Annotated in this window: 23 protein-coding genes and 1 other RNA gene; 13 read left to right on the forward strand and 11 right to left on the reverse strand. The window is 57.1% G+C overall.

The genetic code is table 11. The features are described from left to right. Positions 1 to 39 precede the first annotated feature (39 nt). Together AC1V0D_RS01075 and AC1V0D_RS01080 are read left to right on the forward strand one after the other, a co-directional pair. On the forward strand, positions 40 to 393 hold the full coding sequence (locus AC1V0D_RS01075; protein ID WP_033736593.1) for a helix-hairpin-helix domain-containing protein: 354 nt from the start codon (positions 40 to 42) through the stop codon (positions 391 to 393). 97 nt (positions 394 to 490) lie between these two features. Continuing rightward, complete coding sequence (locus tag AC1V0D_RS01080) at positions 491 to 889, forward strand: acyl-CoA thioesterase (RefSeq protein ID WP_009091695.1); 399 nt, start codon at positions 491 to 493, stop codon at positions 887 to 889. A gap of 47 nt (positions 890 to 936) precedes the next feature. On the opposite strand, the gene queC is transcribed toward AC1V0D_RS01080, so the two are convergent. Continuing rightward, entirely contained in the window at positions 937 to 1,632 is a 696-nt protein-coding gene (gene queC, locus AC1V0D_RS01085; RefSeq protein ID WP_482906875.1) for a 7-cyano-7-deazaguanine synthase QueC, read from the reverse strand. A gap of 41 nt (positions 1,633 to 1,673) precedes the next feature. After that, complete coding sequence (locus AC1V0D_RS01090) at positions 1,674 to 3,392, reverse strand: SgrR family transcriptional regulator (protein ID WP_482907391.1); 1,719 nt, start codon at positions 3,390 to 3,392, stop codon at positions 1,674 to 1,676. Between the two features lie 93 nt (positions 3,393 to 3,485). Here AC1V0D_RS01090 and cof point away from each other — a divergent pair, with 93 nt between their 5' ends. After that, positions 3,486 to 4,307 carry an HMP-PP phosphatase gene (gene cof / locus AC1V0D_RS01095; RefSeq protein ID WP_058956364.1) on the forward strand — a complete coding sequence of 274 codons (822 nt, stop codon included), beginning with the start codon at positions 3,486 to 3,488 and terminating at the stop codon, positions 4,305 to 4,307. 34 nt (positions 4,308 to 4,341) lie between these two features. Here cof and AC1V0D_RS01100 read toward each other — a convergent pair whose 3' ends face one another. Beyond that, a complete protein-coding gene (locus tag AC1V0D_RS01100; RefSeq protein ID WP_009091687.1) occupies positions 4,342 to 5,376 on the reverse strand; it encodes a PLP-dependent cysteine synthase family protein in 1,035 nt (344 codons plus the stop codon). 116 nt (positions 5,377 to 5,492) lie between these two features. Here AC1V0D_RS01100 and AC1V0D_RS01105 point away from each other — a divergent pair, with 116 nt between their 5' ends. The 5 genes from AC1V0D_RS01105 (at position 5,493) to amtB (ending at position 11,435) form a co-directional block, all read left to right on the forward strand. Continuing rightward, positions 5,493 to 5,963, forward strand: coding sequence for an Lrp/AsnC family transcriptional regulator (locus AC1V0D_RS01105; RefSeq protein ID WP_046101361.1), 471 nt, complete (start codon positions 5,493 to 5,495; stop codon positions 5,961 to 5,963). A 16-nt stretch (positions 5,964 to 5,979) separates the two neighbouring features. Beyond that, positions 5,980 to 7,749, forward strand: a complete 1,770-nt coding sequence (locus AC1V0D_RS01110) for a SmdA family multidrug ABC transporter permease/ATP-binding protein (RefSeq protein WP_154928010.1) — start codon at positions 5,980 to 5,982, stop codon at positions 7,747 to 7,749. Then, positions 7,742 to 9,517, forward strand: a complete 1,776-nt coding sequence (locus AC1V0D_RS01115; RefSeq protein ID WP_265137152.1) for a SmdB family multidrug efflux ABC transporter permease/ATP-binding protein — start codon at positions 7,742 to 7,744, stop codon at positions 9,515 to 9,517. Before AC1V0D_RS01110 ends, AC1V0D_RS01115 begins: the two co-directional genes overlap by 8 nt. Before the next feature lie 258 nt (positions 9,518 to 9,775). After that, on the forward strand, positions 9,776 to 10,114 hold the full coding sequence (gene glnK / locus AC1V0D_RS01120) for a P-II family nitrogen regulator (RefSeq protein ID WP_003850469.1): 339 nt from the start codon (positions 9,776 to 9,778) through the stop codon (positions 10,112 to 10,114). 34 nt (positions 10,115 to 10,148) lie between these two features. Continuing rightward, entirely contained in the window at positions 10,149 to 11,435 is a 1,287-nt protein-coding gene (gene amtB, locus AC1V0D_RS01125; protein WP_482906876.1) for an ammonium transporter AmtB, read from the forward strand. A gap of 49 nt (positions 11,436 to 11,484) precedes the next feature. Here amtB and tesB read toward each other — a convergent pair whose 3' ends face one another. Then, complete coding sequence (tesB, locus tag AC1V0D_RS01130; protein ID WP_140923306.1) at positions 11,485 to 12,348, reverse strand: acyl-CoA thioesterase II; 864 nt, start codon at positions 12,346 to 12,348, stop codon at positions 11,485 to 11,487. Positions 12,349 to 12,538: 190 nt separating this feature from the next. On the opposite strand from tesB, the gene AC1V0D_RS01135 reads away from it, so the two are divergent. Continuing rightward, complete coding sequence (locus AC1V0D_RS01135) at positions 12,539 to 13,096, forward strand: YbaY family lipoprotein (protein ID WP_058956361.1); 558 nt, start codon at positions 12,539 to 12,541, stop codon at positions 13,094 to 13,096. A 33-nt stretch (positions 13,097 to 13,129) separates the two neighbouring features. Here AC1V0D_RS01135 and AC1V0D_RS01140 read toward each other — a convergent pair whose 3' ends face one another. Continuing rightward, positions 13,130 to 13,447 (reverse strand): MGMT family protein, encoded by a 318-nt coding sequence (locus AC1V0D_RS01140; protein WP_058956360.1) that lies wholly within the window; start codon positions 13,445 to 13,447, stop codon positions 13,130 to 13,132. A gap of 175 nt (positions 13,448 to 13,622) precedes the next feature. Between AC1V0D_RS01140 and ffs the strand changes: the two genes are divergently transcribed. Next, positions 13,623 to 13,719, forward strand: an RNA gene (gene ffs, locus AC1V0D_RS01145) — signal recognition particle sRNA small type. A 138-nt stretch (positions 13,720 to 13,857) separates the two neighbouring features. Here ffs and AC1V0D_RS01150 read toward each other — a convergent pair. The 3 genes from AC1V0D_RS01150 to AC1V0D_RS01160 form a co-directional block, all read right to left on the reverse strand. Next, positions 13,858 to 14,073 (reverse strand): HHA domain-containing protein, encoded by a 216-nt coding sequence (locus tag AC1V0D_RS01150; protein ID WP_003850458.1) that lies wholly within the window; start codon positions 14,071 to 14,073, stop codon positions 13,858 to 13,860. A 24-nt stretch (positions 14,074 to 14,097) separates the two neighbouring features. Next, positions 14,098 to 14,475, reverse strand: a complete 378-nt coding sequence (gene tomB / locus AC1V0D_RS01155) for an Hha toxicity modulator TomB (RefSeq protein WP_046101364.1) — start codon at positions 14,473 to 14,475, stop codon at positions 14,098 to 14,100. 147 nt (positions 14,476 to 14,622) lie between these two features. Continuing rightward, complete coding sequence (locus AC1V0D_RS01160) at positions 14,623 to 14,976, reverse strand: hypothetical protein (protein WP_312830039.1); 354 nt, start codon at positions 14,974 to 14,976, stop codon at positions 14,623 to 14,625. Positions 14,977 to 15,315: 339 nt separating this feature from the next. Between AC1V0D_RS01160 and AC1V0D_RS01165 the strand changes: the two genes are divergently transcribed. Genes AC1V0D_RS01165 through AC1V0D_RS01175 form a run of 3 tightly spaced genes read left to right on the forward strand, consistent with a single transcriptional unit; the run spans position 15,316 to position 17,714 of the window. After that, positions 15,316 to 15,984: a metal ABC transporter ATP-binding protein gene (locus tag AC1V0D_RS01165; RefSeq protein WP_167431160.1), complete on the forward strand. Its 669-nt coding sequence runs from the start codon at positions 15,316 to 15,318 to the stop codon at positions 15,982 to 15,984. Next, positions 15,981 to 16,820 (forward strand): metal ABC transporter permease, encoded by an 840-nt coding sequence (locus AC1V0D_RS01170; RefSeq protein WP_046101366.1) that lies wholly within the window; start codon positions 15,981 to 15,983, stop codon positions 16,818 to 16,820. Before AC1V0D_RS01165 ends, AC1V0D_RS01170 begins: the two co-directional genes overlap by 4 nt. A 15-nt stretch (positions 16,821 to 16,835) precedes the next feature. After that, positions 16,836 to 17,714 carry a metal ABC transporter substrate-binding protein gene (locus AC1V0D_RS01175; RefSeq protein WP_482906877.1) on the forward strand — a complete coding sequence of 293 codons (879 nt, stop codon included), beginning with the start codon at positions 16,836 to 16,838 and terminating at the stop codon, positions 17,712 to 17,714. Positions 17,715 to 17,759: 45 nt separating this feature from the next. On the opposite strand, the gene ykgO is transcribed toward AC1V0D_RS01175, so the two are convergent. The 3 genes from ykgO to AC1V0D_RS01190 all read right to left on the reverse strand — a co-directional run bounded on the left by ykgO (position 17,760) and on the right by AC1V0D_RS01190 (position 21,477). Beyond that, complete coding sequence (gene ykgO, locus AC1V0D_RS01180; protein WP_009091664.1) at positions 17,760 to 17,900, reverse strand: type B 50S ribosomal protein L36; 141 nt, start codon at positions 17,898 to 17,900, stop codon at positions 17,760 to 17,762. An 11-nt stretch (positions 17,901 to 17,911) separates the two neighbouring features. Further along, positions 17,912 to 18,166: a type B 50S ribosomal protein L31 gene (locus tag AC1V0D_RS01185; protein WP_009091662.1), complete on the reverse strand. Its 255-nt coding sequence runs from the start codon at positions 18,164 to 18,166 to the stop codon at positions 17,912 to 17,914. Positions 18,167 to 18,321: 155 nt separating this feature from the next. Next, positions 18,322 to 21,477, reverse strand: a complete 3,156-nt coding sequence (locus AC1V0D_RS01190) for a multidrug efflux RND transporter permease subunit AcrB (RefSeq protein WP_009091661.1) — start codon at positions 21,475 to 21,477, stop codon at positions 18,322 to 18,324. Positions 21,478 to 21,487: the final 10 nt, after the last annotated feature.

A 21,487-nucleotide genomic window follows, 5' to 3' on the forward strand; every position in this document is an offset into this window, starting at 1 on the left:
ACGCTGTCGCTGCTGTTTACACACAAGGAGAAACACAGCATGGCTAAACATGAAGTCGTTGCCCTCTATCTCTCACTCGCGCTGGGCGGCGCGTTCTGCCACAGCAGCGTCGCTGCGGCCCCCGATCCTGCCAGCACGTCCATCAGCCAGAACGCATTGCCTGCGCCGGAAAAAGCGATCAGCGACGTTGCTCAGCCGGGTCAGGTCAGCATCAACGATGCGACGGCGGAACAGCTCTCTGCCGTGATGAACGGCGTGGGGCTGAAAAAGGCCCAGGCCATTGTCAGTTATCGCGAACAGTACGGACCGTTCAGCGCGATCCAGCAACTCAGCGAAGTGCCGGGGATCGGGAATGCGCTGATAGAACGTAATGCAGGCCGGCTGAAATTGTGAGGCAACACGCATCTGTGATGCATAACCCGCGCTGAACCGGCGGCTCTGCTAAAGTGAACAGGTCCAACCAGTTCACCCGAAGCAGGAGAGCATGACCATGCAGACCACGATAAAAGTGCGCGGCTACCATCTGGATGTCTATCAGCACGTCAACAATGCGCGTTATCTTGAATTTCTTGAGGAGGCGCGCTGGCAATGGCTGGAAGAGGCTGAAGCATTCCACTGGCTGCAGGAGCAGAAACTGGCGTTTGTGGTGGTCAATATCAACATCAACTACCGTCGCCCGGCCGTACTGGGCGACGTACTCACCATCGACAGTGAGATTACGCAGTTAAATGGCAGGAGTGGCGTCATCGCACAGCGGGTGCTGCTGGCAGGCCAGGAGACAGTGGTTGCCGATGCTGCGCTGACCTTTGTCTGCATCGATTTGCGCACCCAGAAGGCGGTCACCCTGGAAGGGGCGTTGCGGGAGCGACTGATGCGTCTGATGGCATGAGAGAAAAAAGGCGGCAAACCCGATCGCTGCCGCCATCGCTGCTGGCCTCAGTTAAGGCCGCTCTTTGCTTTCATTGCGGCCATCACGCCCGCACGATCGCTGAGATAACCCTGCAGGCCGTTGGCCCGTAAATGACAGGCTGCACACTCACCGCAGCCGTCACCTTTCACGCCGTTATAGCAGGTCAGCGTCTCTTCGCGAATCAGCGGCAGTTGCTGCCAGTAGTCCGCCAGCGCCCAGGTTTCCGCCTTATTGAGCCACATCAGCGGCGTCTCGAAGCGGAGAGAGCGCGCCATACCAAGCGTGACCGCCAGGTTCATGGCTTTAACAAACTCATCGCGGCAATCGGGATAGCCGGAAAAATCGGTTTCGCAGACGCCCGTGATCACCGCTTCGGCCTCTACCTGATAGGCATAAACCGAGGCCAGCGTCAGAAAGAGAATATTGCGACCCGGGACAAAAGTACTCGGTAATCCGGTGGCGTCAGGATTGTAGGCGGGTACCGGAATGCTATCGCGCGTCAGGCTGCTGACGGCGAGTTCGTTCAGCATGGTGACATCCAGCACTTTATGTGCGCGCGCACCCAGCCTGATAGCCAGTTCCCGGGCCACCTCAATCTCTTCCCGATGGCGTTGTCCGTAATCGAAGGTGACGCAGTGCACCTCATCATAAAGTGCTAAAGCCTGAACCAGGCAGGTTGTGGAATCTTGTCCACCGCTGAAAACAACAACAGCGCGTTTCATGGCGTTTCCCTGATAAGTAATTTTGCGCTTATGGTAATGCCTCATTCCGCCGCTGAACAGCTGCACGGCGGATCAATCGGCGGCGGAATCCATGCGCGGCTGAAATCGAACCAGCCCAGCGTATTGAGTTCAATCCCTTCGACGCCGGGCGGCGCGTAGATTTGGTAGCGATAGTTGAACAGCGGCAGCAGAACGCCGTCCGCCATCAGCTGATGATAAAGCTGATGCAGCGCGCGGGAGCGGGCCTGACCGTCAGCAATCTGCTGGATAGCCAGCAGCTGTCTCTGTACCGCTTTGCCCTGCGGGGTCGCTGACAGGGGCCGCCACAGCGGATCCAGTGCCAGCCAGGTCGCCAGTGTAAACACCGGGGCATCGCCAATCAGTCGATCGCCCATCACCAGGTCGGCCTCATCAAGCTGATGAATGGTTTGCCAGCTTTTGACCGGATGAAAAAACACCTGGAGGTGACAGCCATGCTGCCTCAGTAATTCACATAACGCCTGCGCCATCTGATGCAGCTCAACCGGCAGCTGATAGTGGAGTGTCAGCGTGGCGGGCAGGGGGCCAGGCACCGCCTCGATCGTCGGCACCGGCCAGCCAGGCAACAGCTCGTTGCTGGGCGTAATTAAGCCTTCATCAAGAGGCAGCCGGCTGACGATGCCGCTTTGCTGGATCAGATGGAAAACGCTGCGCGCCTGTTCGGCAGTAAATCCGTCACGCGGGCGGCAGAGCAGATAGCAGAAACCGAGACTGATGCTGTTGCTGACCGGTTGCAGCGTCTTAAGCTCGGCGGCATCGCCGATGGCGATCTGCACCGGATGACGACAGCTGCTGCCCAGGCGGGGGTCGAACAGTTGTGGCGTAATCCAGTACTCCACGGCCTGCAACAGTGGACGCTGCAGGTGCCACTGCGCATGACTCTCCATCCTGACCAGTTCAGGGCTGAAGTGACGCAGTTTCCACGGACCGCTGCCGATGGCGGGATGATCGGGATGGGGCAGCAGGCACAGCAGATGTGCCAGCCGGTGCGGTAGCCAGAAATCAGGTTGCCGCAGCACAAAACGCAGGGCCAGCGGATGCGGCGCTTCCACGCTCTCCACGTCGGCCAGCAGCAGTGCGACGCGCGGTTCCTGCAACAGCTGACGAAACTGCGACACCAGTTGCTCCGCCTGAACCGGCTCGTCGTTGTGCCACCTCAGCTGAGGCCGTAACCAGAATAGCCAGTGACATCCCGTTTCATCGTGCTGCCAGTGATGAGCCAGATCGCCAACCGGCGCATCCTGCTCAAAGCGGGTCAGGCCGGAGTAGATCTGGCGCACCAGATGCTGTTCAGCCCGACCGGTAATCTGATGCGGTGCTGTGCTCTCCATCGGGCGATAGTAGGGGATGCGCAGCACCGGCGTATCGTTCTGCCACTGTCCCCCCATCATCGGGCGCAGCAGAGTCATCAGCCGCTCCGGCGGCAGATCCAGCAGCTGCAAGGCGTCTGCCGCCGCGCCGGTATCGAGCTGCCGTTGCAGCAGCTGCTGACGTAACGCTTCAGGCGTGCGCAGAAAAGTGACCTGGCCCTGCTTACCCCGGCCCGCTTCACCCCGCCAGCTGAGCCAGCCCGCCTGCTGCCAGTGTGACAGCAGCGTGCGCAGATGACGCTCGCTGCAGATGCAGTGACGGGCCATCTCCGCCACGCAGGTCTGCTGAGGCGCCCCCTGACTCTGCTGCCACAGGCGCTGAAACTGATGAATACGGTGAAGTTCGCGCATCATAAACCCGGAACAATTTTTTAAAAGTATTCACTATTAGTTCCGTAATTAACAGGCAATAGTGGGACTCATCTTTTCAGCAGGAGGAGAGTCATGATGCGTTTAGCCGCGTTCGATATGGATGGCACATTGCTGTTGCCGGATCACCAGCTGGGACAGCAGACACTGGAGAGTCTGCAGGCGTTACATTCACGGGGTCTTCATCTCGCGCTGGCGACGGGCCGCCATCTGCTGGAGATGCAGATTCTGCGGGAAAAAATGATTCTGCCCGCCTGGCTTATCACGGGGAATGGCACCCGCATACATGACCGGCAGGGAACGCGGCTCTTTGGATGCGATCTGCCTTCTGCTGTCGCCGAAGAGGTGATCCATCGTCACTGGGAGACGACTGCCACGATGCACATCTTTAACGACCAGGGCTGGTTTACCGACCGGCCGCAGCCTGAACTGCTGGTGGCGCATCAGATGAGCGGATTTGGCTATCAGCTGTGCGACCTTAAAACGCTGCCCGCGCATCAGGTAACAAAAATCTGCTTCATCGATCGGCATCAGCACCTGTGTCAGCTTAAAACGCAGCTGGATGCCGTGCTGGGCGATCAGGTCAACATCTGTTTCTCTGCGGAGGATTGTCTGGAAGTGTTGCCCGCAAACTGCAACAAGGGCAGCGCGCTGGCGCTGCTGTGTGACCATCTCTCCCTGACCATGGCGGAGTGTATGGCGTTCGGGGATGCGATGAACGATCGCGAGATGCTGGCTCAGGCCGGGCAGGGTTTCATCATGGGCAATGCGATGGCGCAGTTAAAGAGGGCGCTTCCGCATCTGCCGGTGTTAGGGCATTGCGGGACACAGGCGGTGTCCCATTATTTAAATCACTGGCTGGCGACACCCCACCTCGCGTATTCCCCCGAATGCTGAGGATTGCCGTGAACCGGACTGGAAGTCCGGTTTTTTACGCCAGCTCGCGCTGCCACGGCGTGATGTCACCGATATGTTTTGCCACCCATTCCGGCTGATAGTAGCTGTCGGGATAGCGTTCGCCACTGTCACATAACAGCGTGACCAGCGCGCCCGACTGATTTGCCGCCCGTAAGCGTTTCGCCACCTGCATCATGCCCCAGAAGTTGGTGCCGGTAGAGGCACCCGGCTTGCGTCCCAGAATCTTTTCCAGTTTCAGCATCGCGGCCAGCGTTGCGCCGTCCGGCACTTTGATCATTTCGTCGATCACATCGGGCATAAATGACGGCTCGACCCGCGGACGGCCAATCCCCTCGATCAGGCTGCCACGGGTGCTGGTCAGGGTGGCATCACGCTGCTGCCAGTAATCGAAAAACACTGAGTGCTGGGGATCGACCACCAGCAGTTTCGTTTCGAGTCCCTGATAGCGGATATAGCGCCCCAGTGTGGCGGAGGTGCCGCCGGTGCCTGCACTCATAATCACCGTATGAGGGATCGGATAGGGTTCATGCTGCATCTGACGGAAAATGCTCTCCGCGATGTTGTTATTGCCGCGCCAGTCGGTTGCACGCTCAGCATAGGTAAACTGATCCATAAAGTGGCCGTTCAGTTCACGCGCCAGCCGCTCAGATTCCGCGTAGAGCTGGCAGGGATCCTCGACAAAATGACACCGCCCGCCATAAAAGGCGATCTGCTCAATTTTCCGTTTTGCCGTACTGGCTGGCATCACCGCAATGAAGGGCAGTCCCAGCAGCCGTGCGAAGTAGGCCTCAGAAACAGCCGTGCTGCCTGACGAGGCTTCAATAATCGGCGTATCCTGTTTAATCCAGCCGTTAGAGAGGCCATAAAGAAACAGGGAGCGCGCCAGGCGATGCTTCAGGCTGCCGCTGGGATGGGTACTCTCATCTTTCAGGTAGAACCAGATGCCGGGAAAATCCGCCAGATCGAAACGGATCAGATGCGTCTCGGCCGATCGCTGAAAATCGGCGTTAATTTCGTTGATAGCGTGGCGAATCCAGCAGGTCTGCATCTCAGTCATCCGGTTATAAACAGTCCGGCTATTTTATGGCACGTGCAGGAAAAAGAGATTGCAAAATTACCGCTAAAATCGCGTTAATGGAGAAAATGATTCTCCCGGAGACGCGAATGTTAGACAAAACTGACCTTAAGCTGCTTGCACTACTGCAGCAGGACTGCACGCTGTCGCTGCAGGCGCTGGCAGATGCCGTCAACCTCACGACCACGCCCTGCTGGAAGCGACTGAAAAAACTGGAAGATGATGGCATTATTCGCGCGCGGGTGGCGTTACTGGACGGTGACAAAATCGGCCTGTCACTGACGGCGTTTATGTTTGTTAAAACCCAGCAGCACAGCCGTGACTGGTATCAGACCTTTGTCTCGGTGGTCAATAGCATGCCGGAGGTGATGGCCTTTTACCGTATGGCAGGCGAGTATGACTACCTGCTGCGCATTCAGGTGGCCGACATGAAAAGCTATGATGCTTTCTATAAGCGATTAGTCAACGGCGTGCCCGGCCTGATCGATGTGACCTCCAGCTTCGCCATGGAAGAGATTAAATACACCACGGCTTTACCCGTTGCCCCTCTGGGGGCCTGAGATTGAGAACAGCGCTGTGCGATTATTCAGTCAGTTAAGTTGGTATTTTTTGCGGGAGTGGCGACGCTATCTGGGCGCGGTCATCCTGCTGATTGTTATTGCTGTTCTGCAGTTGCTGCCGCCGCATGTGGTGGGGATCATTGTTGACGGCGTGACACGCGACACCATGAGTACCGGTCGCATCATGATGTGGATTGGGATCATGCTGGCAACGGCGGTCGTGGTCTATCTGCTGCGCTATGTCTGGCGCGTGCTGCTGTTTGGCGCTTCCTATCAGCTGGCGGTCGAGCTGCGTGAAGATTTTTATCGTCAGCTGAGTCGTCAGCAACCGGCATTTTATCTGCGCCATCGCACGGGTGACCTGATTGCGCGCGCCACTAACGACGTGGATCGGGTGGTGTTTGCTGCCGGGGAAGGGGTGCTGACGCTGGTGGACTCGCTGGTTATGGGCTGTGGCGTGCTGCTGGTGATGAGTACCCAGATCAGCTGGCAGCTGACGCTGCTCTCGCTGGTGCCGATGCCGGTGATGGCGATCGTCATCCATCGTTACGGTAATCAACTGCACGATCGCTTTAAGCTGGCTCAGGCAGCCTTTTCCAGCCTTAACGACCAGACGCAGGAGAGCCTGACCAGCATCCGCATGATCAAAGCCTTTGGGCTTGAGCAGCATCAGTCACAGCAGTTTTCCGCTATCGCCCGCGACACCGGTGAGAAAAACCTGCGGGTGGCGCGGGTTGATGCCCGTTTCGATCCCACTATCTATATCGCCATCGGCTTTTCAAACCTGCTGGCGATTGGCGGCGGCAGCTGGCTGGTGTGGCATGATCAGATGACGCTGGGTCAGCTCACCAGCTTCGTGATGTATCTCGGCCTGATGATCTGGCCCATGCTGGCGCTGGCCTGGATGTTTAATATTGTTGAACGTGGCAGTGCCGCATGGAGCCGCATCGGCGCGCTGCTGGCGGAAGCACCGGCGGTGGAAGATGGTGACAAAACGCTGCCGCCTGACCCCGGAACGCTTCAGGTGGCGATTCGAGCCTTTCACTATCCGGCCAGCACGGCGCCGGTGTTAAGCGATGTCTGCTTTCAGCTGAAACCCGGTCAGATGCTGGGACTGTGCGGCCCGACCGGCAGCGGCAAAAGCACGCTGCTCAGCCTGATTCAGCGCCACTTTGACATTCAGCAGGGGGATATCCGCTACCACCAGATCCCGCTGCCGCAGCTGCGGCTCGACAGCTGGCGCAGCCGTCTGGCGGTGGTCAGCCAGACGCCGTTCCTCTTCTCTGACAGCGTGGCCAGTAACATTGCGCTGGGGAAACCGGGCGCGACCCGGCAGGAGATCGAACAGGCCGCCAGGCTCGCCTGCGTGCATGACGATATCCTGCGTCTGCCTCAGGGTTATGAAACGGAAGTCGGGGAGCGGGGTGTGATGCTCTCCGGGGGACAGAAGCAGCGCCTTTCCATTGCCCGGGCTCTGCTGCTGAATGCCGAAATCCTGATTCTGGATGACGCGCTTTCTGCGGTGGATGGCCGTACCGAACATGAAATTCTGCATAACCTGCGTATCTGGGGAGAGGGACGCACGCTGATTATCAGCGCGCACCGCTTATCGGCGCTGACGGAAGCCAGTGAAATTCTGGTGATGCAGCAGGGCAGCGTCGCCCAGCGCGGCGACCACGATACGCTGAGCGGAACGCCCGGCTGGTATCGGGATATGTTCCGTTATCAGCAGCTGGAAGCCGCACTGGATGATGATGAAAATGAGAAAGGAGTGCCGCATGGCTAAGTCTGCCCGCTTGTGGCCTACCCTGAAGCGCCTGCTGAGCTACGGTAAGCCCTGGCGAAAATCCCTGTCGCTGGCCGTCGGCCTGCTCTGGATCGCGGCCGCTGCTGAAGTGACCGGACCGGTGCTGGTCAGCTACTTTATCGACAATCTGGTGGCGAAACATCAGATGCCCTGGGGGCTGGTCGCCGGCCTGCTGGTCAGTTTCATTCTGCTTCAGCTACTGGCCGCCGCGCTCCACTACTGGCAGGCGCTGTTATTCAACCGGGCGGCGATCGGCGTGGTGCAGCGGTTACGCAGCGATGTGATGAATGCCGCGCTCTGTCAGCCGCTGAGCGCCTTCGATACCCAGCCGGTCGGTCAGATTATTTCACGCGTGACCAACGACACCGAAGTCATCCGCGATCTCTACGTCACGGTGGTCTCAACCGTGCTGCGCAGTGCCGCGCTGGTCGGGGCCATGATGGTGGCGATGTTCAGCCTTGACTGGCGCATGGCGCTGGTGGCGATGATGATCTTCCCGCTGGTGCTGATGGTGATGGTGATCTATCAGCGCTTCAGCACGCCGATTGCCCGTCGGGTTCGCGGTTATCTGGCCGACATTAACAACGGCTTTAACGAAGTAATCAGCGGCATGAGCGTGATCCAGCAGTTTCGTCAGCAGGCCCGCTTCGGCGAGCGGATGGGCGAGGCCAGTCGCTCTCACTACCTGGCGCGGATGGAAACACTGCGTCTCGACGGCTTTCTGCTGCGCCCGTTGCTGAGCCTCTTTTCCGCAATGGTGCTGTGCGGCCTGCTGGTCCTGTTCAGCTTCTCCGTGCCCGGCGTTTTTGAAGTCGGTGTGCTTTATGCCTTCATCACCTATCTGGGACGCCTGAATGAGCCGCTGATTGAGCTGACCACACAGCAGTCGATGTTGCAGCAGGCGGTGGTCTCCGGTGAGCGCATCTTCGAACTCATGGATGCCGCGCAGCAGCAGTATGGCGACAGTCAGCAGCCGCTGGCTTCCGGCCGCATTTCGCTGAACAATCTGAGCTTCGCCTACCGTGAAAACCGCGATGTACTCAGTGACATTAATCTTGAGGTGGCGCCACGCGAATTTGTGGCGCTGGTCGGACATACCGGCAGCGGCAAAAGCACGCTGGCAAACCTGCTAATGGGCTACTACCCGGTGACGCGCGGTGAAATCCGCATTGATGACCGGCCGATTGGGCATCTGAGCCATAGCGTGCTGCGACACGGGATCGCCATGGTGCAGCAGGACCCGGTGGTGCTGGCGGATACGCTGCTGGCCAATGTCCGGCTGGGCCGTGATATCAGCGAAGAGGCGGTCTGGACGGTGCTGGAACAGGTCCGGCTCGCGCCCCTGGCGCAGGCTCTGCCGGAGGGGATTCACACCCGGCTGGGTGAGCAGGGGAATAACCTGTCTGTCGGGCAGAAGCAGCTGCTGGCGCTGGCGCGGGTGCTGGTCGATCTGCCGCAGATACTGATTCTGGATGAAGCCACGGCTAATATTGACTCCGGCACGGAACAGGCGATTCAGCAGACGCTGGCCAGGCTGCGTCAGCACAGCACGCTGGTGGTAATTGCTCACCGTCTCTCCACCATTATCGACGCCGACAAAATCCTGGTCCTCCATCGCGGCCGGGTGGTCGAGCAGGGCACGCACCAGCAACTGCTGGCGATGCAGGGCCGCTACTGGCAGATGTATCAGCTTCAGCAGGCCGGGGATGATCTCGCGTCGGGCGTGCCTGCCACCGCGGAAGCCTGACCTGCACCTTTTTTGCGCAGCTTTATCGGACTAATCTGTATAAATGCACTCCTTTGACGCCTGAAGCACCAAAGGAGTGCATCCCGATGCGCTGACCGGCTTTCTCCTTTTCCCCCTTTTCAGAGCCACTGCAGAGCCTCTCCTTGCTCCATCCCGCCTGACCCACTGATTATCACCGCTTTTACTAACTGGCACAGCCTTTGCTTATCTCCCTGTGTGTCCGTAAACGTTACCTATTTACTCGCTGGAGGGGATCCAATGAAGCTGGTTACCGTCGTAATTAAGCCATTCAAGCTGGAGGATGTGCGTGAAGCTTTGTCCTCTATCGGCATTCAGGGACTGACCGTCTCCGAAGTGAAAGGGTTTGGCCGCCAGAAGGGGCACGCCGAGCTCTATCGGGGCGCAGAGTACAGCGTGAACTTCCTGCCGAAAGTCAAAATTGATATCGCTATTGCCGACGATCAGCTGGACGAAGTTGTGGATGTTATCAGTAAAGCGGCTTACACCGGAAAAATTGGCGACGGTAAAATTTTCGTGGCTGAACTGCAGCGCGTCATTCGTATTCGTACCGGCGAGACCGACGAAGCCGCTCTGTAATTACGACTCAGTATTGTGATGGGATGGAATAAAAATGAATAAAGTTCTGACTAAGCTGGGCCTGACCAGCCTGGCACTGTTACCATCGCTCGCGATGGCTGCGCCTGCCGTTGCGGACAAGGCTGACAACGCATTTATGATGATTTGCACCGCGCTGGTGCTGTTTATGTCAATTCCAGGGATTGCGCTGTTTTACGGCGGTCTGATTCGCGGTAAGAACGTGCTGTCGATGCTGACGCAGGTGGCCGTCACTTTCTCGCTGGTGTGCGTCCTGTGGATGGTCTACGGCTATTCACTGGCGTTCAGCGAAGGTAACGCCTTCTTTGGCGGATTTGGCTGGACCATGCTGAAGAATATCCAGCTGACCGCGGTAATGGGCAGCTTCTATCAGTATATCCACGTTGCATTCCAGGCCTCATTTGCCTGCATCACCGTGGGCCTGATTGTGGGTGCCATTGCAGAACGCATCCGTTTCTCAGCCGTACTGATCTTCGTCGGTGTCTGGCTGACGCTGGCTTACCTGCCTATCGCGCATATGGTATGGGCAGGCGGTTTCCTGGCGCAGGATGGCGCGCTGGACTTCGCCGGCGGTACCGTCGTGCATATCAACGCCGCGGTAGCGGGTCTGGTGGGCGCGTATCTGGTTGGCAAACGTGCCGGCTTTGGTAAAGAAGCTTTCAAACCTCATAATCTGCCGATGGTCTTCACCGGCACCGCGATCCTCTATGTAGGCTGGTTCGGCTTCAACGCCGGTTCTGCCTCAGCAGCAAACGAAATTGCTGCACTGGCGTTCCTGAACACCGTTGTGGCAACGGCGGGTGCCGTACTCTCATGGACCTTTGGCGAATGGGCGGTGCGCGGTAAGCCTTCTCTGCTGGGCGCCTGTTCAGGCTTTATCGCCGGACTGGTCGCGATTACCCCAGCCTGTGGTTATGTTGGCGTCGGCGGTGCACTGATTATCGGTCTGGTTGGCGGACTGGCGGGTCTGTGGGGTGTGACCTCTCTGAAGAAATGGCTGCGTGTGGACGACCCCTGCGATGTGTTCGGCGTGCACGGCGTCTGCGGCATTGTTGGCTGTATCCTGACGGGCGTGTTTGCCTCCTCTTCACTGGGCGGCGTCGGTTATGCGCAGGGTGTGACCATGGGCCATCAGGTCTGGGTTCAGCTCTTCAGCGTCGGCGTCACAATCGTCTGGTCTGGCGTGGTGGCCTTCATCGGCTTTAAACTGGCCGATCTGATTGTCGGTCTGCGCGTACCGGAAGAGCACGAACGAGAAGGTCTGGATGTTAACAGCCACGGCGAGAACGCTTACAACCAGTAATGCGTGAGAGTATAAGCAGTGAAAAAGGGGCGAGCTATCGCCCCTTTTTTTATTCGCTTCGCTGGCGCATCACCCCTTCCTGCACCGTAGAGGCGACCAGCACCCCCTGCTGATTGTAGAACTCACCTCGTACGAACCCCCTGGCACCTGACGCTGAAGTACTTACCACGCTGTAGAGCAGCCACTCGCTGAAGTCGAACGGACGATGGAACCACATCGAGTGGTCGATCGTGGCGACCTGCATATCCGCCTCTAAAAAGCCTTTGCCGTGTGGCTGCAGCGCAACCGGCAGGAAATTGAGATCCGACGCATAGCCGAGCAGATACTGATGGATGCGCAGATCGTCAGGCAGCGGACCGTTGGCCCGGATCCAGACCTGGCGCTCAGGCTTGTCCACATGCCCGCGCAACGGATTGTGAATCTGCACCGGGCGGATCTCCAGCGGACGTTCCGCGATAAATATCTCCCGCAGTTTTTCCGGCAGCATGTGCGCCATCTTCTGCGCCATCGCCTGTTCCGTGACCAGATTTTCCGGTCCTGCCACCTGTGGCATCGCATTCTGGTGCTCAAAGCCACTTTCCGGTGACTGGAATGAGGCGGTCATATAAAAAATGGGCTGACCATTCTGTATGGCACTGACCCGGCGGGCGCTGAAACTTTTGCCGTCACGCAGGGTTTCGACGTCATAGATAATCGCTTTCTGGCTGTCGCCGGGCCGCAGAAAGTAGCTGTGAAAGGAGTGAATCGTCCGATCGGTCGCGACGGTTTGCTTTGCGGCATAGAGCGCCTGACCCACCACCTGACCGCCAAACACCTGGCGCAGGCCAAGATCTTCACTCTGGCCGCGATATAAACCTTCTTCCAGTTTTTCCAGATTTAATAAATTCAGCAGATTTTGCAGTGCCTGACTCATGGCGCGTTCCTCAATATAGTGACCTGCTCAGTGTGAAAGATCGGACCAGTTGACGTCAATCAGACTTTCCGCTTTGCCTGTGCCAGGCAAAATTTCATTTTTGTGCCAACATTAAGGACATACGGCGAGTGAAACGCTGTAAGCAGGATTCGCTGCCGACAATCATTTTGATCAAATGGAGACGACATCAATGAAACTGTGGCATGTGTTCAGTGGGGTAGTTATGGCGGTTGCTGTTGCGGGCTGTGCCGACAAGAGTAAACCTGTGCCAACACCAACGTTGGGTTCTGCGGTAGCCGGACAGACGGCGGCGATTGCGCAGCCTAACGTCAGCGGTTCAGTCTTTATTCGCCAGCGCATCGCGCTGCCGCCGGATGCGGTATTAACCGTGACGCTGTCGGATGCGTCTGTTGCCGACGCCCCTTCAAAAGTGCTGTCACAACGCGTGGTGCGGACGGAAGGCAAACAGGCGCCGTTCCAGTTTGTGCTGCCGTTTAACCCGGCTGACATCCAGCCAAATGCACGCATTCTGTTAAGCGCCGCCATCGCGATCGACGGCAAGCTGGCCTTTGTCACTGACAGCGTAAAACCGGTCATCAATCAGGGCGGCACCAAAGCTGAACTGCTGCTGGTACCGGTGCCTTCAATGGCGATGCCAACCCAGCCAGGCGCAGCGACCACCGTGCCTTCGACATCACCGACTCAGGTCACGCCTTCTGCGGCGGTGCCTGCACCAACCCGTCTGTAATGTACAAACGGGGCGGCAGAGCCGCCCCGTTTTTCAGCCATCGAATCGCCAGCGATACGTTTCAAGATTAAGCTCACCGGCATCACTCACCACAATCCCTTCTGCTTCCAGTGCATCCCGCTGTCGTATCAGCTGGTCGCCCTGAAGCGAAATCATGCCGTGACGATTGACGACACGATGCCAGGGGAGGGTGGTTCCCTCGGGTAACCGGCTCAGCACACCGCCGACCTGACGTGCCGCACGGGGCGAACCGGCCAGTCGTGCCACATCGCCATAGGTCGTGACACACCCGGATGGAATCGCGGCAACAATTTGCCAGATGCGTTGCTGGAAAGTGTCAGGCTGATTCATGTGCTTATTTCGTCAGGAAAAAGAGAGTTAACTTTATCATGCAGAGGCGATGGTGAAAGCATCAACGCGGCGGTTGTTCAAGAAAACAACGGTTGTCCCGACGACGCTTGCAATTGCCAGCCCCTTCCCAGATAATGCCCCCGCTCTCGTAAAGAGGGCTTGTCAATGGGGGCCCTGTTGGTTCTCCCGCAATGCTAGCTTGTGAACTCGGTCAGATCCGGAAGGAAGCAGCCGTAGCAGGTGATGCGTGTGCCGGGATGTAGCTGGCAGGGCCCCCACCACTTTCCCCCCCTGAACTTCTTCCCCAGTATGACAGACAGGCAAAACCCGCCTGGGCCGATCCTTTGCCGGCAGGCAGGAATATCCGGTACTTAATGTGGGGACAATGCCGTCAGATGCAGGTGAGCAGATTAGCGGACAAACTTCCAGACCGAACCCGGTACTTTATCGTAGAGCTTATTCATCGTCAGTTCAGCCAGACGATGGTCAGCTGCCGAATAGAATACCGCTAATTCATCTTCCGGTAATTCATACTTATTCTTTTCGATCACCCGCTCCAGGGTATCCAGGGAGCGACAGCGACGCAGTCGCATCAAATAATCAGTTTTTGTCAGTGTTTTGTTCATAAATAAAGCGTTCTCACGTCTGTACTATAATGAATGGCTCGGTTGCTGGAGAAAAGCGCACTCTTCAGTGAACAGATTAAATAAGCGTTTTGCTGAACGTTGCCACCGCTGAAGATCAGGATTATTGATACCGTAGTTACTGAATAACATAAAAGTATCATCAAGATATTCATCGATTTGCGAAATCAGCGCTTCATCTTCAACGTGTTTAATTTTGTAATTCATGGTGAACGAAGCGATATGTTCAATCAGATCGTTCAGGTGCAGATTGCTTTCAGAAGTGGGATCATTTACCCAGCCATGATGGCTGTCAGTCAATGTTGCCATGCTGTCGTCAAACAGGCTCTCACACAGGTATTTCAGCTGGGCAATATCATGCCGTTTTGGTGAGTATTCGTCCATCTTTTTCCCCTCCATAGCTTGCACAGTTGCCGCAGGGCGGCGAGTTCGGATAAAGCGGCCAGGAAGCGATCTTTCAGGTGGTTATTAAACGGGATACGTTAAAGATAGTGTAAAACCATTAGTTCTGCTCATCTCAATTACTAAATATTACAATTCATCACCCGGAGAGGGTTGCTGGTTGTCTATCACATCAAACTCAAGCGCACCGGGCTTAATGTAAAAGTTTACCCGCTCCGTTTGGGTCACCGTTTCATTCAGATCCTGACAGGGACTAAATAAATTCCACTGAAAATCGTAAAGTAATTTAAAACTATTCAGATCCAGGTATTCAACGGAAACTATTTTTAAACTGTCTGGTACTAACTGCGCATTCTGAGCGTACCAGCGTAAATCCCCTGTCAGCAAATCTGATATTTTGAGAATATTCCGCTGAACAACGTCAGCTATTTTTGCGCAGTCTGTTTCACCCATCGCAATATCACATTCAATCCGTGACAGCATATCTTGTCTACTCCTAACCGTTAATAAACCTATCATTGGTTTTACGCAACAGGTTTGCAAGCCAGTAAAGCACAAAACTGCCATTTTCTGAGTTTTGCCAGCAAAGCGGTGCGGCCGGTGTGGCTTTAACGCTCCCGGGGCGGCCGGACTCCCGATACCTTTTGAAACACATTCCGCTCTTGAACCGCAGGCTGCATCCGGTATCCTTATTGTTATGTTATAACATATTGGTGAACTGATGCGTCAGAGTGGATTACTTATGTCGCTGGGCGGACGGCTGAGCGTCGCCCTGCTGATCATCGCGCTGCTGGCTGTCGCGATATATTGGGGGATCAGCGCATGATCCGATTTAACGCACTGCGTGCAGGCTACCAGGGAGAGGGGGTCACCCCGGCGATCACGGGTCAGCTCGCAGCAGGCTCCATGACTGCACTGGTCGGCGCAAACGGCAGCGGGAAATCGACCCTGCTGAAAACCATTGCGGGCTTACTGCCGCCGGTGAGCGGACGCTGCGAACTGCAGGTAGCGCGCCGGGATATCGGCTGGCTGCCACAGCGCACCGAACTTGAGACCCGCTTTCCGCTGACGGTCTTCGAACTGGTTTCCATGGGGTGCTGGCCACGCTGCGGCTGGTTTGGCGGCATTAACCGGTCACTGCGGCGGGAAATCGGGCAGGCGCTGGAGGCGGTTCAGATGAGCGATTATGCGGACGCGCAACCGGCCACCCTCTCGGGCGGGCAGCTTCAGCGCGTCCTGTTTGCCCGGCTGATGCTACAGCGCAGCGCGCTCTGGCTGCTGGATGAACCCTTTAACGGCATAGACAGCCAGACGGTTACCCTGCTGATGTCGATTCTGGAGCAGCAGCAGCAGGCAGGCACCACTCTGCTGGTGGTGCTGCATGACCGCCCGCTGGTGGCGCGTTACTTCAGTAACGTCCTGTCGATGGATGAACATCATCTCAGCGATACCTTCCGGTCCGATGTCCTGGCACGGAGTCGAGCCTCGTGACCCTGATTCAGCCTTTTATCGAATTTGGCTTTATGCGGCGAGCGCTGGTGGCCTGCCTGGCGCTGGCCGTCAGTGCCACGCCACTCGGCGTGTTCCTCTCGCTGCGTCGCATGAGCCTAATTGGTGACGCCTTATCCCATGCGGTGCTGCCGGGTGCGGCCATTGGCTATCTGATCTCCGGCCTCTCACTGGTGGCCATGGGTATCGGCGGCCTGATTGCCGGGCTGGCGGTCGCGCTGCTCTCTGGCGCAGTCAGTCGCTACACGCCATTGAAAGAGGATGCCAGCTTTGCCGGATTCTATCTTGGATCACTGGCGCTGGGCGTCACGCTGGTTTCACTGCGCGGCTCAAGCGTGGATCTGCTGCACGTTCTGTTTGGCTCGCTGCTGGCGGTCGACAACGCGGCGCTGTTGCTGGTCGGTGGCATCGCGGCCTTTACGCTGATCATGCTGGCGGTGATCTATCGCCCGCTGGTCATCGATGCCTTTGACGGTGACTTTCTGCGGGCGCAGGGGAGATGGAGCGCACCGCTGGTGCATGGCCTGTTTTTAATGCTGGTGGTGCTTAACCTGGTCGCGGGCTTTCAGGTGCTGGGCACGCTGATGTCGGTGGGTTTAATGATGTTACCCGCTGCCAGCGCCCGTTTCTGGAGCCGTCATCTTGCGGCGATGCTGGCCATCGCCATCTTCATGGCAACCCTCTCTGCGCTGGCGGGCCTGATGCTCTCCTGGCACTTCTCGCTGCCGGCCGGCCCCGCCGTGGTGCTGAGCGCCGCCATGCTCTTCTTTCTCTCGATTCTGACAGGACCGTGCGGCGGAATTTTACGCCGCCATTAATCTTAAGGGGTATCTATGAAAAAATTACCGGTTAGTCTGGCGCTCGCTGCGCTGTTCGCCACGCCGCTGGCGATGGCAAAAACCGTAGACGTTGTCGCCAGCTTTACCGTGCTGGCAGACATCGTCAGCCAGGTGGGAGGCGATCATGTGAAGGTAAAAAGTCTGGTAGGGCCGGATGGCGATCCCCATACGTTTGAACCGACGCCGCAGGACAGCCAGGCGCTGGCAAAAGCGGATCTGGTCTTTGTCAGCGGGCTGGGACTGGAAGGGTGGATGGACCGCCTGGTCAGCGCTTCCGGTTATCACGGTCAGCCGGTGGTCGCCTCTGCGGGTGTCACCACGCGCAGCATGGAAGATGAGGGCAAAACCATCACCGATCCGCACGCCTGGAACAGCATGCAGAACGGCGTGATCTATGCGACCAACGTAATGAATGCGCTGGTCAAAGCCGACCCCGAGGATGCTGCGGCGATCCGTCAGCGCGGACAGAATTACATTCAGCAGTTACAGGCGCTGGATAGCTGGGCAAAGACGGCATTTGATAAAATTCCTGTGGAGAAGCGGAAGGTGCTGACCAGCCATGATGCCTTTGGCTACTTTGGCCAGCGCTATGGCGTGACGTTCCTGGCGCCCGTCGGGTTCTCTACCGAAGCGGAAGCGAGTGCCAGTAACGTCGGTGATCTGATCACTCAGCTGAAACAGCAGCACATCACCCGCTATTTCATTGAGAACCAGACCGATCCGCGTCTGGTTAAACAGATCGCCAGCGCTACGGGAGCGGAGCCAGGCGGTGAGCTCTATCCGGAGGCGTTGTCCCCGTCTTCTGGTCCGGCACCGACCTATCAGGCTGCCTTTAAGCACAACGTGAACGCCATGCTGAAGAGCATGCAGTAAGCATAAAAAAGGCCGGGCAAGCCCGGCCAGTCATCACGACACACACTAGCGTTTCTTCTTTCTTCCCTGTACGGCTTTAAAGCGCGGATTCGTTTTGCAGATGACGTAAATACGCCCCTTGCGACGGACCACCCTGCAATCCCGATGGCGATTTTTTGCGGAACGCAGCGAGCTTAATACCTGCATGACCCTCTCCTCTATTTACGACCCAGGAAGCGTCCGAAGCGCTGGTTAAAGCGCGCGGTGCTGCCCTCTTTAGCGAAATCTTTCTGTTTACCGGTGTAGAAAACGTGTGAAGCCGACGACACATCCAGCGTGACGTAGGGCAGCGTTTCACCTTCAAACTCTACGGTGCGGTCGGTTTTAATGGTCGAGCCGATTTTGTAGTAAACGTCAGCTGAGGTGTCATGGAAGACCACCGGGCGATAGTGAGGATGGATATTTGCTTTCATAATGCACACCTATGTAATGTTATAATATAACAATATTATGCGCCGCCGCGGAACGGAATGCAACGTCTGCTGATGGCAGAAAGGCGAGGGGGAGAGGAGAGCGAAACTGAAGGGTAAAAAAAAGGCCGCTTGCGCGGCCTCAGAGGTGTTACTGCTTAGTGAGTCTGGTTGTGCTCAACCGGCTCAGCGCTGCGCGGTTCCTCTTTGTGCTTACTGAAGCGGCGGCGAACCACCACGAAGAACACCGGAACAAAGAAGATAGCCAGCGCGGTCGCGGTCACCATGCCGCCGATAACGCCGGTACCCACGGCGTTCTGCGAACCGGAACCGGCACCGGTACTGATCGCCAGCGGCAGTACCCCGAGAATAAACGCCAGTGACGTCATCAGGATCGGACGCAGACGCATACGACAGGCTTCCAGCGACGATTCCACCAGGCCTTTGCCCTCTTTATCCATCAAATCTTTAGCAAATTCGACGATAAGGATGGCGTTCTTCGCCGAGAGGCCAATGGTTGTCAGTAACCCCACCACAAAGTAGACGTCGTTACTCAGGCCACGCAGGGTGGTGAAGATCAGCGCACCGATAACCCCCAGCGGAACCACCAGCATAACCGCGAACGGAATCGACCAGCTCTCATACAGGGCGGCGAGACACAGGAAGACCACAATCAGCGAGATGGCATAGAGCGCAGGCGCCTGGTTGCCCGACAGACGTTCCTGGTAAGACATGCCCGTCCAGTCATAGCCGATACCCGCAGGCAGTTTCTCCGCCAGCTGCTCCATCAGATCCATGGCGGCACCGGAGCTCTTACCTGGCGCAGCCTGACCCAGGATTTCCATCGCAGGCAGACCGTTGTAACGCTCAAGACGCGGTGAACCATACTGCCACTTCGCCGTCGAGAAGGCGGAGAAAGGCACCATCGTTCCGTTGCTGTTGCGCACGTACCATTTGCCGATATCGTCCGGCAGCATACGGGAGTCCGCTTTACCCATGACGTAAACTTTCTTCACGCGACCACGGTCGATGAAGTCATTGACGTAGGAGCCGCCCCAGGAGGCCGCCAGCGTGGTGTTGATATCGCTTAACGATACGCCCAGCGCCTGTGCTTTCTCCTGATCGATGATCAGCTTGTACTGCGGCGTATCTTCCAGACCGTTAGGACGCACACCCACCAGGGTGTCAGGATGCTGGGCAATCATGCCGAACAGCTGATTACGCGCTTCGGTCAGTTTCTCATGGCCCAGGTTGGCCTGGTCAATCAGCTCAAAGTCGAAGCCGGTGGCGTTACCCAGTTCGATAATGGCTGGCAGGTTGAAGGGGATGACCATCGCATCTTTGATGGCACCCAGCGCCTTCATCGCACGCCCGGCAATCGCCGGTACCTTCATGTCGCTGCCGGTTCGCTCATCCCACGGCTTGAGGCTGACGAAAGCAATACCGGTGTTCTGTCCGCGACCGGCAAAGCCGAAGCCGTTAACGGTAAACACCGATTTAACCGTGTCTTTCTCCTGCGTCAGGAAGTAGTCGGTGACCTGATCCAGCACTTTCTGGGTGCGTTCCTGCGTAGCGCCCGCAGGCAGCTGCGCCTGAGCCAGCAGTAACCCCTGGTCCTCTTCCGGTAAGAATGAAGAGGGCAGACGCATGAACAGATACGCCATGCCGACCACGATGACCAGGTAGATCACCATATAACGGCCGGTGCTGCGAATGATGTGGCCAACGCTGTCGACGTAGTGATTGGTACTTTTGTCGAACATCCGGTTAAACCAGCCGAAGAAGCCGGTCGTTTTACCGTGACCGTCTTTTTTCACCGGCTTCAGTATGGTGGCGCAGAGTGCCGGGGTCAGAATCAGGGCAACCAGCACCGACAGCGCCATGGCTGACACAATGGTGATCGAGAACTGGCGGTAAATCACACCGGTCGAACCACCAAAGAACGCCATCGGGATAAATACCGCGGCCAGCACCAGCGCGATACCGACCAGCGCCCCCTGAATCTGCTCCATAGAACGCCTGGTCGCCTCTTTTGGCGGCAAGCCCTCTTCCTGCATCACGCGCTCAACGTTCTCCACCACCACGATGGCGTCATCCACCAGCAGGCCGATAGCCAGCACCATCCCGAACAGCGTCAGGGTGTTTATCGAGTAGCCAAAAATGCTGATGATGGCGAAGGTGCCGAGCAATACCACCGGCACGGCGATAGTCGGAATCAGCGTCGCGCGGAAGTTCTGCAGGAACAGGTACATGACCAGGAACACCAGCACGATGGCTTCAGCCAGCGTTTTCACCACTTCGAAAATAGAGATCTTAACGAATGGGGTGGTGTCATACGGATAAACCACTTTCATTCCGGCCGGGAAGGTAGACTGCATCTTCGCCAGTTCCGCTTTCACCGCATTCGCGGTATCCAGGGCGTTTGCGCCGGTTGCCAGTTTGATACCGATACCGGACGCGGGCCGGCCGTTATAACGGGCAATGATCTCGTAGTTTTCTGCACCGAGTTCGATTTTTGCCACGTCACGCAGGCGAACCTGTGAACCATCCTCATTCACTTTCAGCAGGATTTTGCCGAACTCATCGGTCGAGGTCAGGCGGGTCTGCGCAATGATAGAGGCGTTAAGCTGCTGTCCCGGCACCGGCGGTGTCCCGCCTAACTGACCGGCGGCAACCTGGGCGTTCTGCGTGTTCAGCGCGCTGATCACGTCAACCGGCGTCAGGTTGTAGTTATTGAGCTTGTGCGGGTCCATCCAGATACGCATCGCATACTGCGCACCAAACACCTGGGTATCACCGACACCTTTGGTACGGCTCAGCGGATCTTTAATGGTCGAGGAAATATAATCAGAAATATCATTCTGAGTCATATTGTCATCGTCGCTGATGAAGCCGGCGACCATCAGGAAGCTGCTGGAGGATTTTTTAACCTGAATCCCCTGTTGCTGAACTTCCTGCGGCAGCAGTGGCATCGCCAGCTGCAGTTTGTTCTGCACCTGAACCTGCGCGATGTCTGCATCCGTACCTGACTCAAAGGAGATGGTCAGGGTCAGGGTACCGGATGAGTCACTGCTCGAGGACATATACATCAGTCCATCGATACCGTTCATATTCTGCTCAATGACCTGGGTCACCGTATCCTGCAGCGTTTTCGCATCCGCACCAGGGTAAGAGGCCTGAATCTCAATCGCCGGCGGCGCAACATTGGGATATTGCTCGATCGGGAGTTTGAGAATCGACAGCGCACCGGCCAGCATGATGATGATGGCGAGCACCCACGCAAAGATGGGGCGATCGATAAAGAACTTAGCCATGAATCAACGG

The sequence above is a fragment of the Pantoea sp. PA1 genome (genome assembly GCF_056856975.1).

Coding starts and splice junctions, on each gene's coding strand:
- AC1V0D_RS01150 (WP_003850458.1), bottom strand. CDS start 14,073: ATGAACAAAACACTGACAAAAACTGATTATTTGATGCGACTGCGTCGC.
- AC1V0D_RS01080 (WP_009091695.1), top strand. CDS start 491: ATGCAGACCACGATAAAAGTGCGCGGCTACCATCTGGATGTCTATCAG.
- ykgO (WP_009091664.1), bottom strand. CDS start 17,900: ATGCAGGTATTAAGCTCGCTGCGTTCCGCAAAAAATCGCCATCGGGAT.
- AC1V0D_RS01190 (WP_009091661.1), bottom strand. CDS start 21,477: ATGGCTAAGTTCTTTATCGATCGCCCCATCTTTGCGTGGGTGCTCGCC.
- AC1V0D_RS01075 (WP_033736593.1), top strand. CDS start 40: ATGGCTAAACATGAAGTCGTTGCCCTCTATCTCTCACTCGCGCTGGGC.
- AC1V0D_RS01105 (WP_046101361.1), top strand. CDS start 5,493: ATGTTAGACAAAACTGACCTTAAGCTGCTTGCACTACTGCAGCAGGAC.
- AC1V0D_RS01100 (WP_009091687.1), bottom strand. CDS start 5,376: ATGCAGACCTGCTGGATTCGCCACGCTATCAACGAAATTAACGCCGAT.
- AC1V0D_RS01115 (WP_265137152.1), top strand. CDS start 7,742: ATGGCTAAGTCTGCCCGCTTGTGGCCTACCCTGAAGCGCCTGCTGAGC.
- AC1V0D_RS01160 (WP_312830039.1), bottom strand. CDS start 14,976: ATGCTGTCACGGATTGAATGTGATATTGCGATGGGTGAAACAGACTGC.
- AC1V0D_RS01165 (WP_167431160.1), top strand. CDS start 15,316: ATGATCCGATTTAACGCACTGCGTGCAGGCTACCAGGGAGAGGGGGTC.
- cof (WP_058956364.1), top strand. CDS start 3,486: ATGATGCGTTTAGCCGCGTTCGATATGGATGGCACATTGCTGTTGCCG.
- queC (WP_482906875.1), bottom strand. CDS start 1,632: ATGAAACGCGCTGTTGTTGTTTTCAGCGGTGGACAAGATTCCACAACC.
- AC1V0D_RS01185 (WP_009091662.1), bottom strand. CDS start 18,166: ATGAAAGCAAATATCCATCCTCACTATCGCCCGGTGGTCTTCCATGAC.
- tomB (WP_046101364.1), bottom strand. CDS start 14,475: ATGGACGAATACTCACCAAAACGGCATGATATTGCCCAGCTGAAATAC.
- AC1V0D_RS01175 (WP_482906877.1), top strand. CDS start 16,836: ATGAAAAAATTACCGGTTAGTCTGGCGCTCGCTGCGCTGTTCGCCACG.
- AC1V0D_RS01135 (WP_058956361.1), top strand. CDS start 12,539: ATGAAACTGTGGCATGTGTTCAGTGGGGTAGTTATGGCGGTTGCTGTT.
- tesB (WP_140923306.1), bottom strand. CDS start 12,348: ATGAGTCAGGCACTGCAAAATCTGCTGAATTTATTAAATCTGGAAAAA.
- glnK (WP_003850469.1), top strand. CDS start 9,776: ATGAAGCTGGTTACCGTCGTAATTAAGCCATTCAAGCTGGAGGATGTG.
- amtB (WP_482906876.1), top strand. CDS start 10,149: ATGAATAAAGTTCTGACTAAGCTGGGCCTGACCAGCCTGGCACTGTTA.
- AC1V0D_RS01090 (WP_482907391.1), bottom strand. CDS start 3,392: ATGCGCGAACTTCACCGTATTCATCAGTTTCAGCGCCTGTGGCAGCAG.
- AC1V0D_RS01140 (WP_058956360.1), bottom strand. CDS start 13,447: ATGAATCAGCCTGACACTTTCCAGCAACGCATCTGGCAAATTGTTGCC.